Source organism: Streptomyces cinerochromogenes, from assembly GCF_014648635.1.
Lineage (GTDB): Bacteria > Actinomycetota > Actinomycetes > Streptomycetales > Streptomycetaceae > Streptomyces > Streptomyces cinerochromogenes.
Genome location: NZ_BMRM01000010.1, coordinates 261399 through 273655 on the forward strand (window position 1 = coordinate 261399; position 12257 = coordinate 273655).

The window sequence follows — 12257 nt, forward strand, 5'->3', positions numbered from 1 at the left end:
ACACGCAGACGGCGCCGCACGGGGACGACGCCAGGCCGGGACGGTGCCGCGCGGGGACGGGCGCCGGGCCGGGACGGCGGCACACGCAGACGGCGGCACACGGGGACGGTGCCGCACGGGGACGACGCCAGGCCAGGACGGTGCCGCGCGGGGACGACGCCAGGCCGGGACGGGCGCCGGGCCGGGACGGGCGCCGGGCCGGGACGGCGGCACACGCAGACGGCGCCACACGGGGACGGTGCCGCACGGGGACTACGCCAGGCCGGGACGGGCGCCGCGCGCAGACGGCGCCACACGAGGACGACCCCAGGCCGGGACGGGCGCCGCACGGGGACGGCGCCGCTCGGTCCGGTCCGCCGGGGCGGCGGTCTCCGGCGGTGCCGGGCCCCGCGCGACCACCCGCGGGGCCCGGCCCCCTCAGCGCACCGCCTCCCGCAGCGGGAGCGGTGTCACCCGCCGTTCCCGCACACCTCCCAGGGCCTGGTCCAGGTCCGCCCACAGGTCGTCCACGTCCTCCAGGCCCACCGACAGCCGCAGCAGGCGGTCGCTCACGCCCGCCCCGCGCCGGTCCTCGGCGTCCACGATGCGGTGGCTGATGGACGCGGGATGCTGGATGAGCGTGTCGACGCTGCCCAGGCTCACCGCGGGGGTGACGAGCCGGACCCGGGAGATCACCTCGTGCGGGTCGCCGTGCACCTCGAAGGCGATCATCGCGCCACCGAGCCGCGGATAGCGGACCCGGGCCACGCGGGGGTCGGCGGCCAGCCGGCGGGCCAGCTCGGCGGCGTTCGCGGAGGCGGCCCGCACCCGCACCGGGAGGGTGGACAGCCCGCGCAGCAGCAGATAGCCGGCCAGCGGATGCAGGACTCCCCCGGTGGCGAACCGTATCTGCCGCAGCCGGCCCGCGAACTCCTCGTCGCAGGCGACCACCCCGGCCAGCACGTCGCCGTGGCCGCCGAGGTACTTGGTGGCGCTGTGCAGCACCATACGGGCGCCCTGCTCGGCCGGGCGCTGGAGCACGGGCGTGGCGAAGGTGTTGTCGGCGAGCAGCGGCACCGAACCGCAGGCGTGGGCGACCGCCCGCAGGTCGAGTTCGGCGAGGGTCGGGTTGGCCGGCGTCTCGACCATCACCAGGCCGGTGTCCGGGCGCAGCGCGTCGGTGATGCCGGCCGGGTCGGTCCAGGTGACCTCCGTGCCGAGCAGCCCGGCGGTCAGCAGGTGGTCGCTGCAGCCGTACAGGGGCCGTACCGCGACGACGTGCCGCAGGCCCGTCGAGGACCGGGCGAGGAGGACGGCGCTGAGCGCGGCCATGCCGCTGGCGAAGGCGACGGCGGACTCGGTGCCCTCCAGGCGGGCGAGCGCGGTCTCGAAACGGGCGACGGTCGGGTTGCCGAGGCGGCCGTAGACCGGCGGCCCCACGGGGTCGGCCCCGTCGGCGGCGAAGGCGTCGATGCGGGCGGCCTCGGCGCGGCTGTCGTAGGAGGGATAGGTGGTGGACAGGTCGATCGGCGGGGCGTGCAGGCCCTGGCGGGCGAGGTCGTCACGGCCGGCGTGCACGGCCTCGGTGGCCAGCGCTCTCGGTGCGGTGCCTACTCCGTCGTAGTCACTCGGGCTCGATGTGTCCATGGCGGGAAGGGTGAACATCGAACGGTTCCCGGGGATCGAACACCGTGTTACGTTCGGCCGGTGGCCGAATCCGTCGTACTGGATCCGGTCGATCTGCATCTGCTGCGGCTGTTGCAGAACGACGCCCGGATCACCTACCGCGACCTCGCCGCCCAGGTGGGCGTGGCACCGTCGACCTGCCTGGACCGGGTGACCCGGCTGCGCCGCTCGGGCGTGATCCTCGGCCACCGGCTGCAGCTGGATCCGGCCAGGCTCGGGCGCGGCCTCCAGGCGCTGCTCTCGGTGCAGGTACGACCGCACCGGCGGGAGCTGGTGGGCCCGTTCGTGGAGCGGATCCGGGCGCTGCCGGAGGCGCGGACGGTGTTCCATCTGACCGGCCCCGACGACTACCTGGTGCATGTGGCCGTCGCGGACATGGCCGACCTCCAGCGGCTGGTGCTGGACGAGTTCACGGCACGGCGCGAGGTGGCCCGGGTGGAGACCCGGCTGATCTTCCAGCAGTGGGAGTGCGGGCCGCTGCTGCCGCCCGGCCACGCCCAGAGCTGAATCCCGGCAAACGCGGGTGACGCGGTGATCCTCCGCGTACGAGGATGGGCCGCATGCCTGAGACCAAGATCCCGCTGCCCCGCCAGGTCGCCGACGCCTACGTCGACGACCTCATCGCCCTCGACCCTGTCACCGGTACGTACCTCGGTGTGAAGGAGAGTTCGAGCAGGCTCCCCGACTACTCGCCGGCCGGCCAGGAGGCCCTGGCGAAGCTGGCGCGGACCACGCTCGCCCGGCTCGACGAGGCGGAGCGGCAGCCCGGCGCGGACAGTGACGTGGAGCGGCGCTGCGGCCGGCTGCTGCGGGAGCGGCTGACCGCCGAACTCGCCGTGCACGACGCGGAGGAGCACCTGCGCCGCATCGGCAACCTGGACACGCCCGGCCACGCGGTCCGGGAGATCTTCACGGTCACCCCGGCGGAGACGGAGGAGGACTGGGCGGCGATCGCGCAGCGCCTGCGCGCGGTCCCGGGCGCGCTCGCGGGGTACCGCGCGTCCCTCGAACTCGGCCTGGAGCGCAAGCTGTTCGCGGCGCCCCGGCCGACGGCGACCTTCATCGGCCAGCTCACCGAGTGGACGGACACGGACGGCGGGGGGCGCGGCTGGTACGAGGACTTCGCCGCCGCGGGCCCTCAGGCGCTGCGCGCCGAGCTGGACGAGGCCGCGCGGACCGCGACCGCCGCCCTGGCGGAGCTGCGGGACTGGCTGCGGGACGTGTACGCGCCGGCGATCGAGGGCGCCCCGGACGTGGTGGGCCGGGAGCGGTACGCGCGCTGGGCCCGCTACTTCAACGGCACGGACCTGGACCTGGACGAGGCGTACGCGTACGGCTGGGCGGAGTTCCACCGCATCCTCGGCGAGATGCGGAAGGAGGCGGAGAAGATCCTGCCCGGCGCCGGGACGCCGTGGGCGGCGCTCGCGCACCTGGACGAGCACGGCCGGCACATCGAGGGCGTGGACGAGGTCCGGGAGTGGCTCCAGGGCCTGATGGACCGGGCGATCGAGGAACTGGACGGCACCCACTTCGACCTCGCCGAGCGGGTGCGGAGGGTGGAGTCCTGCATCGCCCCGCCCGGCGGCGCGGCGGCCCCCTACTACACGCCGCCGTCGGAGGACTTCTCCCGGCCGGGCCGCACCTGGCTGCCCACGATGGGCCTGACCCGCTTTCCCGTCTACGACCTCGTGTCGACCTGGTACCACGAGGGTGTGCCCGGCCACCACCTCCAGCTCGCGCAGTGGGCGCACGTGGCCGAGGACCTCTCCCGCTACCAGGCGACGATCGGCGGGGTCAGCGCCAACGCGGAGGGCTGGGCGCTGTACGCGGAGCGGCTGATGGACGAGCTGGGCTACCTCACGGACCCGGAGGAGCGGCTCGGCTACCTCGACGCGCAGATGATGCGGGCGGCCCGGGTGATCGTGGACATCGGCATGCACCTGGAGCTGGAGATCCCGGCGGACTCGCCGTTCCACCCCGGTGAGCGGTGGACCCCGGAGCTGGCCGAGGAGTTCTTCGGCCTGCACAGCAGCCGGCCGGCGGACTACGTGGAGAGCGAACTGACCCGGTACCTGACGATCCCGGGCCAGGCGATCGGCTACAAGCTCGGCGAGCGGGCGTGGCTGCTGGGCCGGGAGAAGGCGCGCGAGCGGCACGGCGACGCCTTCGACCTGAAGGCCTGGCACATGGCGGCCCTGTCCCAGGGCTCCCTGGGCCTGGACGACCTGGTGGACGAGCTGTCCCGCCTCTGACAGCGCGGCGTCGGCACGGACATCCCGGCGGGGACCGCGCGGCCACGGCCGCGGGGACCCCGCCGGTGGCGTACCCGGCGCCGGCCGGGCCGGGGCCGGCGGCGCTCACCGCGATGCGCACCGCCCGGACGAGCAGCGGCTCACCGTGATGCGCACCGCCCGGACGAGCAGCGGCACCGAGCGGGTGACCACGGGCAGCCCGAGGGCGGGGCCGGGAGGGTGAGGGACGTCGCGCTCGGCCGTACGGGCGTCCTCCGCTGGCGCGGGCGGGACGCAGGCGGCTAGCTGGTGCCGGGGGCCGATGCGGAAGGCGGGCCGGGCATGGAGGAGACGGGGACGGGGCGGCGGACCATACGGACACCGCGGGCCGCGGGGCTGGCCGGAGTGGTCTTCGCGCTGCTCCTGGCGGCGGCGATGGTCCTGGTCAGGCTGGGGATTCCGGAGGGCCCCGACGCGGCCGCCGCGCCGGGGTTCACGGACTCCGTGCGACGGGACGCGCTGCGGGCGGCCCTCGCGCTCGTGCCGTTCGCCGGGATCTTCTTCCTGTGGTTCATCGGAGTGATCCGCTCGCACGTCGGCGCGGGCGAGGACAAGTTCCTCGCCACGGTCTTCCTCGGCAGCGGGCTCGTCTTCACCGCCACGATGTTCGGCGCCGCCGCCGCGGCGAGCGCCGTGCTCGACGTGGACCACCCCGCCGAGCTGCCGCCGGTGCCCGGCACCTGGGACTTCGGCCGCCACTTCGCGTTCACGTTGATGACGGAGTACGCCATGCGGATGGCGGCCGTCTTCGTGTCCTCCATGTCGGTCATCGGCCGCCGCCTCAGGGTCCTGCCCCGCTGGCTCACGGTCCTCGGCCTCCTCGCCGCCCTGGTGCTGCTGTTCGCCTCCTCGAACGTGCCCTGGGCGGAACTCGTCTTCCCCGCGTGGTCGCTGCTGCTCAGCGTGCACATCCTCATGGCGAGCCGGGGAGCCCGGTCCCGTCCGGAGCCCGGGTAGGGCCGTCGGCCGCTCACTCGATCGGCGTGCCCGGCGCGCGGGCGTCCCGCCCCGGCTCGCATGCTGGCGTGCGGGGGGACGACCGCCGTCCGCAGCCGCCCGCGCCAGCGCGTGGGACGGGCGGACCTGGCCATCGGAAAGGGCGGAGCGTCGATGCGGCTCGTCGTCGATCTCAACAAGTGTCAGGGGTACGCGCAGTGCGCGTTCCTCGCGCCCGACGTCTTCGCCATGCACGGCGAGGAGTCGCTGATCTACAACCCGCGCGCGGAGGAGGAGCAGCGGGAGCGGCTGGCGCGTGCCGTCGCCGCGTGCCCGGTACAGGCGATCACCGCCGACGGACTGGACCGCGTGGGCGAGGTCCGGGAGGCGCCCGATGGCCGCTGACTACGTGGAGTGGCTCAGGCGTGAGGGGCGGATCGTGATCGTCGGCGCCTCGCTGGCCGGTCTGCGGGCCGCCGAGACGCTGCGCGCCGAGGGCTTCGCCGGTGAACTGACCCTGATCGGGGACGAGCCGTACGAGCCGTACGACCGGCCGCCGCTGTCGAAGTCCGTGCTGCTGGGGATGGCGTCCCCGCACCACACCGAGCTGCCCCACCGCTGGGAGATCGACGCCAAGTGGCGCCTCGGCGTCGCGGCGACCGGTCTGGATCCGACCGCCAAGCGGGTGCGGCTGGCCGACGGGGACGAGGTGGAGTACGACCGGCTGCTCATCGCGACCGGGGTGCGCGCCCGGCCGTGGCCGAAGCCGGAGGAGGCCCGGCTGGACGGCGTCTGCCTGCTGCGTACCTGTGAGGACGCGGCCGACCTGTACCGGCGGCTGAAGGCGGGGCCGCGCCGGGTGTTCGTCATCGGCGCCGGCTTCGCCGGTTCGGAGGTGGCCTCGGCGTGCCGGGAGATGAATCTGCCGGTCACCGTCGCGGAACGCGCGGGCGCGCCGCTGGTGGGCGCGCTCGGCGGGGTCATCGGCGCGGTCGCCGCCGACCTGCAGACGGAGAACGGGGTGGATCTGCGCACGCACGTCACGGTGACCGCGCTGGAGGGTGACCCGGCCGGCCGGGTGCGGGCGGTCCATCTGTCCGACGAGAGCGTGGTCGAGGCGGACGTGGTCGTGGTCTCGCTGGGGTCGCTGCGGAACACCGAGTGGCTGCAGGGGTCGGGGCTGGGCGCCGGCCCCCGGGGCGTCGCCTGTGACGCGGGCTGCCGGGCCTTCGACTTCCGGGGCATCGTCACGGACGACGTGTTCGTGGCGGGCGATGTGGCGCGCTCCCCGCACGCGCTCTTCGGCTACCAGTTCCTCTCGCTGGAGCACTGGGGCAACGCCGTCGCGCAGGCGGAGACCGCCGCGCACAACATGATCTGCCACGGCGCCGAACGGCGCCCGCACCTGTGGATGCCCGCCTTCTGGTCCTCGATGTTCGGTGTGAACATCAAGTCGGTCGGGGTGCCGCCCATGGGCGAGCAGCTCATGGTCACGCAGGGCTCGCTGGCCGAGCGCCGGTTCGCAGCCGTCTACGGGTACCAGGACCGGATCGTGGCCGCCGTGACCTTCGACAACACACGGTGGCTGGAGTTCTACCAGCGGCAGATCGAGATCGGCGCGCCGTTCCCGGTGGAGTACCCGACGATGGACCGGCGGCCCGAGGGGCGGCAGCCGGTGGACGCCCGGTTCCCGGACCCCTCCCTGCCGACCCACGGCCCCATGGTGACCCTCAGCGGTTACTCGCCGGCCGACCAGCAGCTGGTCTTCCACCCCGCCCGCCACTGACCGCCGCCGACGGCCTCGACGCTCCAAGGACCCGCCATGCCGCACGCCTCGATGATGCGCCAGATCACCGACTTCGCGAACCGCGCCAACCCGTATCCGGTGTACGAGGAACTCCGCAGGACACCGGTGCTCCACGAGGAGGAGGACGGCCCCTACCTCATCAGTTCGTACTACGACATCAAGGCGCTCCTTCACGATCCGCGGATCAGCTCCGACGCCGCGAACCTGGCCGCCGCCGGGGACGACGCGCTGGACCAGACGGAGGAGACGGGCGGGCTGCCGCCGTCCTTCCTGCGCCTCGACCCGCCCGAGCACGACCGGCTGCGGCGGATCGCCAACGGCGCCTTCGGGCCGCCGCACCGGCCGCGGCGGATCGAGAGCATGCGGGGCCAGATGCGGGACATCGTCACCGAGCTGATCGACGGCTTCGGGGACGCCCGGCAGATCGACCTGGTCGACCAGTTCGCCTACCCCTTCCCGGTGACGGTGATCTGCCGGCTGCTCGGGGTGCCCCGGGAGGACGAGCCGAAGTTCCGTACCTGGGTCGACCCGCTGGTGGCGAGCCTCGACCCCGACACCGGCCGGGGCGCGGACGACACCGACCACCGCAAGACGGCGCGGGAAGCCCGCATGCAGCTCGGCATGTACCTGGCGGAGCTGGTCGAGGAGCGGGCCCGGGAGCCGCGGGACGACATGCTGTCCGACCTGGTGAACAGCCGGGGCCCGGACGGCGCCATGACGATGATGGAGGTGCTCAGCACCTCGGTGCTGCTGCTGATCGCCGGGCACGAGACGACGGTCAACCTGATCACCAACGGCATGCTCACCCTGCTGCGCCACCCGGAGTACCTGCGGCGGCTGCGGGAGGACCCGGGGCTGTCGGTCAACATCGTGGAGGAGCTGCTGCGGTACGAACCTCCGGTGCAGCTCGTGCCGCAGCGCACCTGCATCGGCGACATCGAGGTGCGCGGGGTGACGATCCCCAAGGGCTCGCGGATCTGGCTGGTGCTGGCCGCGGGCAACCGCGACCCGGAGCGCTTCGAGGACCCCGAGCGGTTCGACCCGGACCGCGGGGACATCCAGCATCTCGGTTTCGGCAGCGGCATCCACAGCTGCTTCGGCGCTCCGCTGGCCCGGCTGGAGACGCAGATCGCGCTGTCCGAGCTGGCCCGGCGGCTGGAGAGTCCCCGCCTGGTCGAGGATCCGCCGCCCTACCGGCAGAACGCGGTGCTGCGCGGCCCCCGGCACCTGGGCATCGCCTTCGAGGGGCTGCGCTGAGCACGCCGTCCGCCCGCCGCGCCGGTCCGTGACCCGTGTCCTTGTGTCACGCGCTCACTGCGTGACCTCCGCCGGCAGCACCACACAGACCTCGTACCCGCCGTCGCGCGTCGGGCCCGAGGTCATGGTGCCGCCGAGGAGTTCGGCGCGCTGGCGCAGACCGATCAGGCCGTGGTGCGCGCCGGGCAGCGGGAGGGGCGGCTGGGTCGGCGCGGTGTTGGTGACCCGGACGCGGACGGAACCGTCGGTGTGCAGCAGGTCGATGCGCGCGGTGGCGCCGGGGGCGTGTTTGCGCGTGTTGGTCAGGGCCTCCTGGACCGTGCGGTAGACCGCGCGCTGGACGGTGGCCGGGAGGCCTTCGGGCAGGTCCATCCGCAGCTCGGTGTCGATGCCGCAGCCGTCGGCGAGTCTGCGGATGTCGTGGAGCGCCGGCTGCGGGGTCAGCTCCGTGGGCTGGCCGCCGGAGGCACGCAGCACCCCGACCATGTGGCGCAGCTCGTCCAGCGTCTGCACGCTCAGCCGGCGGATGGTCGCCGCGGCGTCCTTGGTGTCCGCGTCGCGCGCGCCGACCTGGAGCGCTCCGGCGCGTACGGCGATCAGGCTGACCTGGTGCGAGACGACGTCGTGCATCTCCCGCGCCAGCTGGGCGCGCTCCTTGGACAGGACGGCCTGGGCCGTCAGCAGCTGCTGGTGGTCCCGGGCCTCGGAGATCTCGGTCAGCCGCAGGGAGAGGTCGCGCCGCGTCCGCACGAGCTGCCCGAGGAAGACGGCGGCGGCCGCCGTGGCGGCGCTGTAGCCGAACGTGATCACCGTGCGGGTGCTGATCGGATCGAGGTCGGGCGAGGGCAGGGACATCGTGTCGCTGAGCGCGAAGGCCGGGACGCACAGGACCAGCAGCGCCCCCGGTCGGCTGAGCGAGGCGAGCGTGTACAGCGCGGCCAGGCAGGCGACGACCGCGTCCGAGAACAGGACGGCGGGGAGGGTGAGGAGAAACGTGAGCAGCGGTAGCCGGCGGCGCAGCAGGAGGGCGACGGCGGCGGCCAGGGCGCAGGCCATCCGCAGCGGCTCCGCGATGTCCCAGTGGGCCCAGACGTCGAGCAGGGCCATGGCCACCGCCACGCCGTCCAGCACCAGCGGGGACGGGCGGCGGGTCATCCGCTCTCCTTCGTGAGGAGCCCGGCCCGCTGGGCGAAAAGGGCGGCCTGCACCCTGCCGCTGACCTCCAGCTTGGTGAGGATCGCGCTGACGTGGTCCTTGACCGTGCCGGTGCTCAGGTGCATCCGGGAGGCGATGTCGGTGTTGGACAGGCCCTCGGCGATGAGGACGAGCACCTCGCGCTCACGGCCGGTCAGCCGGTCGAGGGCCTTCGGCGGGCGCTCCTGCGGTCCGGCGCTCAGATAGCCGTCCACGATGGTGCGCGTGACCTTGGGCGCGAGCACGGTGCCGCCGCGGGCCAGGCTCTGCACGGCCGGGGGCAGCGCCTCCGGGTCGGTGTCCTTCAGCAGGAATCCCGCGGCGCCCGAGCGCAGTGCCGTCTCCACGTACTCGTCCATGTCGAAGGTGGTCAGCATGGCCACCACGGGGGGCTCCGGCAGGCGGCGGATCTCACCGAGGACGGTGAGCCCGTCGACGTCCGGCATCCGGATGTCCAGCAGGACGACGTCGGGGCGCTGCTCGCGCACCGCCCGCAGGGCCTGGCCGCCGGACACCGCCCCGACGACCTCGATGCCGTCGGCGGCGGCGAGGATGCGCTGGAAGCCCGTGCGGATCAGGGCTTCGTCGTCGACCACCAGTACCCGGATCACGTGCGCTCCAGCCTCTCCGGCACCACTGTCCGATTCGTACCACGCCCGGGGCCGCTTCGCCGCCGAGCGTGGTACGGACGGGCGCCGGAGGTCCGGTGCCGTGATCAGGCGATCGCGGGCCGCCGGGTGGTCGGCAGGCTCAGCACCGCGACGGCCGCCGGCCCGTCGGACGGCTGCCGACGCTGCGGGACGGTGAGCCGGCCGAGCCGGGTGCTCCACAGGCCCTCGTGTCGCGTCAGCGTGACCACGGAGGAGGGCGGCACCTCCAGGTGCCGGTACGCGCGGGCGGGCAGGGAGAGGGCGTGGACCAGCGCGGCTCTGATCACGGACGCCTCGGTGATCGTGAGGACGGGGTCGGCGTCGGGGGGCAGGGCGTCCAGCCAGGCGGCCGTACGACGGCACAGCGCGCGGACGGACTCGCCGCCGTGCGGTGCGGCGTCGGGATCCGTCAGCCAGACGGAGAGGCCGTGGGGGTCCCCGGCCGCGACGTCCTGGACGGACCGGCCGTCCCAGGTGCCGTGGTCCAGGTCGCGCAGGGCGTGCTCGGGCAGGGCCTCGATCCCGAGAGCCGTCGCGGTCTGGGCGCAGCGGACGGAGGGGCCCCGCAGGGCCGGCGGGTACGGCGGGAGGGTCGTTCTCACGGCTGCCAGCTCGCGCCGGCGGCGCTCGGTCAGGGCGCCGTCCCCGAAGACCCGGTCAGGGCCGCTGTCCGCGGGGGTCGCGCAGAGCATCGTCAGTCGCACCGTCACCGTCGGCCTCCTTCTGCGAGGTTTTCCCCTGCACACCACATCCCAGGGAAGGGGCCTGTCCAACCTCCGGCAGGTGACCGGATCACCCCCGCCGGTCGGCGGGTTTCTCACCGGTCCGGGGGCCGGAACACGGCCAGGTCGCACTGGTACCAGGTACCCGGTTCACCGCCGAGGTCGGCGGGGTCGGCAGGTCCGATCGGAACGAACCCGGTTTTGGTCAGCACCCGGTGGGACGCGGCGTTGCGGTGGGTGGTGGCCGCCCGCAGGGCCCGCAGTCCGTGCCGCTGTCCGGCCAGACGGCACAGCTCCCGGACGGCCTCGGTGGCCACCCCGCGGCCGGCGACGTGCTCGGCGACGCGGTAGCCGAGCACCGCCGTGCGGTGCTCGATGTCGACCAGGTTGAACCGGCCCTGCACCGAGCCGTCCTCGGCGAGGAGCACGTAGAAGGCGCAGACGCCGGCCTCCTGCTCGGCCAGCAGGGCGTTGTACCGGTCGGTGAACCGGTCGAAGTACGCGTCGCCGCGGTCGGGCACGAAGGCGGCGAAGTAGGAGCGGTTCGACCGCTCGAAGTCCAGGACCGCGGGGGCGTGGCTGGCGTGCAGCCGCTTCAGCTCGGGCACTGCCCGACTGTACCCGGCCGGGCGCCGAGCCCACCTGCTTTCCCCCTGGCGACCGAGTGCCGCGCCCCCGGGGCGGGGGGTCAGCAGCCGCAGTCGCCCTCGACCGGCGCGGTCAGCGGGTCGGCGTCCCGGCGGGCGGGGCCCTGCCAGGTCTCGTAGGGGAAGCCCTCACGCGCCCAGTACTCGAAGCCGCCGAGCATCTCCTTCACCTGGTAGCCGAGGTCGGCGAGGGCGAGGGCGGCCCGGGTGGCGCCGTTGCAGCCGGGGCCCCAGCAGTACGTCACCACCGGCACGCTCGTGTCGAGGAGCTGTCCGGCCTGCTCGGGGATGAGCGCGGTCGGCAGGTGGACCGCACCGGGGATGTGGCCCTGGTCCCAGGACTCGGTGGAGCGGGAGTCGACCACGACGAACCCGGGGTCGCCGCCGGCGGCGAGCGCGGCGGCGACGTCGGAGACGTCGGCGTGGAAGGCGAGGCTCGCACGGAAGTAGGCGGCGGCCTCGGCGGGGGCGGCGGGGGCGACGCGCAGGACGGGGTTCCCGGAAGCGGTGTTGATCATGACGAAGAATCTACGGTCCGAGGGGCGCTCCCAGAAGGGGAGATCCCCGGGCTTTCCCTTGCCCGGCCGGGGATTCCCCTGCTATCCATCCGGGATGACCGTGTATTCCCCGGACGCCACCGACTGGCGCATCCTCGATGTCCTCCAGCGCGACGGACGGGCCAGCTACGCCGAGCTGGCGCGCGCCGTCTCCATGTCGCCGAGCGCCGTCACCGAACGCGTCCGGCGGCTGGAGGAGGCGGGCGTCATCCAGGGGTACGCGGCGGTGGTCGATCCGGAGCGGCTGGGCCTGCCGATCCTGGCGTTCGTGCGGCTGCGCTACCCGAACGGCAACTACAAGCCGTTCCACGAGCTGGTCGCGGCGACACCGGAGATCCTGGAGGCGCACCACGTCACGGGTGACGACTGCTTCGTCATCAAGGTCACCGCGCGGTCGATGTCCCACCTGGAGGAGGTCTCGGGGAGGATCGGCGCACTCGGCTCGGTGACCACCAGCGTGGTGTACTCGTCCCCGCTGCCCCGCCGACCGCTGGGCCGCTAGGCCGCCGCGCCGCCGCGCCGCCGCGCCGC

At 74.1% G+C, this 12257-nt stretch carries 13 protein-coding genes; 7 read left to right on the forward strand and 6 right to left on the reverse strand.

The window, feature by feature from the left end; translation table 11 throughout:
* Nucleotides 1-417 precede the first annotated feature (417 nt).
* Nucleotides 418-1626 (reverse strand): trans-sulfuration enzyme family protein, encoded by a 1209-nt coding sequence (locus tag IEZ20_RS21275; protein WP_189301084.1) that lies wholly within the window; start codon nucleotides 1624-1626, stop codon nucleotides 418-420.
* A gap of 60 nt (nucleotides 1627-1686) precedes the next feature.
* Between IEZ20_RS21275 and IEZ20_RS21280 the strand changes: the two genes are divergently transcribed.
* From IEZ20_RS21280 to IEZ20_RS21305, 6 genes are all read left to right on the forward strand, one after another.
* Nucleotides 1687-2172 (forward strand): Lrp/AsnC family transcriptional regulator, encoded by a 486-nt coding sequence (locus IEZ20_RS21280; RefSeq protein WP_189301086.1) that lies wholly within the window; start codon nucleotides 1687-1689, stop codon nucleotides 2170-2172.
* A gap of 53 nt (nucleotides 2173-2225) precedes the next feature.
* Complete coding sequence (locus IEZ20_RS21285; protein ID WP_189301088.1) at nucleotides 2226-3917, forward strand: DUF885 domain-containing protein; 1692 nt, start codon at nucleotides 2226-2228, stop codon at nucleotides 3915-3917.
* A gap of 321 nt (nucleotides 3918-4238) precedes the next feature.
* Nucleotides 4239-4913, forward strand: a complete 675-nt coding sequence (locus IEZ20_RS21290; RefSeq protein WP_189301090.1) for a hypothetical protein — start codon at nucleotides 4239-4241, stop codon at nucleotides 4911-4913.
* Between the two features lie 153 nt (nucleotides 4914-5066).
* Entirely contained in the window at nucleotides 5067-5297 is a 231-nt protein-coding gene (locus tag IEZ20_RS21295; protein ID WP_189301091.1) for a ferredoxin, read from the forward strand.
* Nucleotides 5287-6678, forward strand: coding sequence for an NAD(P)/FAD-dependent oxidoreductase (locus IEZ20_RS21300; RefSeq protein ID WP_189301092.1), 1392 nt, complete (start codon nucleotides 5287-5289; stop codon nucleotides 6676-6678). Before IEZ20_RS21295 ends, IEZ20_RS21300 begins: the two co-directional genes overlap by 11 nt.
* A gap of 36 nt (nucleotides 6679-6714) precedes the next feature.
* Nucleotides 6715-7956 carry a cytochrome P450 gene (locus IEZ20_RS21305; protein WP_189301093.1) on the forward strand — a complete coding sequence of 414 codons (1242 nt, stop codon included), beginning with the start codon at nucleotides 6715-6717 and terminating at the stop codon, nucleotides 7954-7956.
* A 54-nt stretch (nucleotides 7957-8010) separates the two neighbouring features.
* Here the strand turns inward: IEZ20_RS21305 and IEZ20_RS21310 are convergent, their stop codons facing one another.
* From IEZ20_RS21310 to IEZ20_RS21330, 5 genes are all read right to left on the reverse strand, one after another.
* A complete protein-coding gene (locus IEZ20_RS21310; RefSeq protein ID WP_189301094.1) occupies nucleotides 8011-9111 on the reverse strand; it encodes a sensor histidine kinase in 1101 nt (366 codons plus the stop codon).
* A complete protein-coding gene (locus IEZ20_RS21315) occupies nucleotides 9108-9761 on the reverse strand; it encodes a response regulator (RefSeq protein ID WP_189301095.1) in 654 nt (217 codons plus the stop codon). Before IEZ20_RS21315 ends, IEZ20_RS21310 begins: the two co-directional genes overlap by 4 nt.
* A 104-nt stretch (nucleotides 9762-9865) precedes the next feature.
* Nucleotides 9866-10510: a histidine phosphatase family protein gene (locus IEZ20_RS21320; RefSeq protein ID WP_189301096.1), complete on the reverse strand. Its 645-nt coding sequence runs from the start codon at nucleotides 10508-10510 to the stop codon at nucleotides 9866-9868.
* A gap of 107 nt (nucleotides 10511-10617) precedes the next feature.
* Complete coding sequence (locus IEZ20_RS21325; protein ID WP_189301097.1) at nucleotides 10618-11130, reverse strand: GNAT family N-acetyltransferase; 513 nt, start codon at nucleotides 11128-11130, stop codon at nucleotides 10618-10620.
* An 80-nt stretch (nucleotides 11131-11210) separates the two neighbouring features.
* The gene (locus IEZ20_RS21330; RefSeq protein WP_189301098.1) at nucleotides 11211-11687 is read right to left on the reverse strand and encodes a rhodanese-like domain-containing protein; all 477 of its coding nucleotides are present in this window, start codon (nucleotides 11685-11687) and stop codon (nucleotides 11211-11213) included.
* A 94-nt stretch (nucleotides 11688-11781) separates the two neighbouring features.
* Between IEZ20_RS21330 and IEZ20_RS21335 the strand changes: the two genes are divergently transcribed.
* Nucleotides 11782-12228: an Lrp/AsnC family transcriptional regulator gene (locus IEZ20_RS21335; RefSeq protein WP_189301099.1), complete on the forward strand. Its 447-nt coding sequence runs from the start codon at nucleotides 11782-11784 to the stop codon at nucleotides 12226-12228.
* Nucleotides 12229-12257: the final 29 nt, after the last annotated feature.

Excerpts from the sequence above, each read along its gene's own strand:
- IEZ20_RS21335 (WP_189301099.1), top strand. The coding sequence starts at position 11,782 with ATGACCGTGTATTCCCCGGACGCCACCGACTGGCGCATCCTCGATGTC.
- IEZ20_RS21290 (WP_189301090.1), top strand. The coding sequence starts at position 4,239 with ATGGAGGAGACGGGGACGGGGCGGCGGACCATACGGACACCGCGGGCC.
- IEZ20_RS21295 (WP_189301091.1), top strand. The coding sequence starts at position 5,067 with ATGCGGCTCGTCGTCGATCTCAACAAGTGTCAGGGGTACGCGCAGTGC.
- IEZ20_RS21285 (WP_189301088.1), top strand. The coding sequence starts at position 2,226 with ATGCCTGAGACCAAGATCCCGCTGCCCCGCCAGGTCGCCGACGCCTAC.
- IEZ20_RS21310 (WP_189301094.1), bottom strand. The coding sequence starts at position 9,111 with ATGACCCGCCGCCCGTCCCCGCTGGTGCTGGACGGCGTGGCGGTGGCC.
- IEZ20_RS21275 (WP_189301084.1), bottom strand. The coding sequence starts at position 1,626 with ATGGACACATCGAGCCCGAGTGACTACGACGGAGTAGGCACCGCACCG.
- IEZ20_RS21300 (WP_189301092.1), top strand. The coding sequence starts at position 5,287 with ATGGCCGCTGACTACGTGGAGTGGCTCAGGCGTGAGGGGCGGATCGTG.
- IEZ20_RS21330 (WP_189301098.1), bottom strand. The coding sequence starts at position 11,687 with ATGATCAACACCGCTTCCGGGAACCCCGTCCTGCGCGTCGCCCCCGCC.
- IEZ20_RS21305 (WP_189301093.1), top strand. The coding sequence starts at position 6,715 with ATGCCGCACGCCTCGATGATGCGCCAGATCACCGACTTCGCGAACCGC.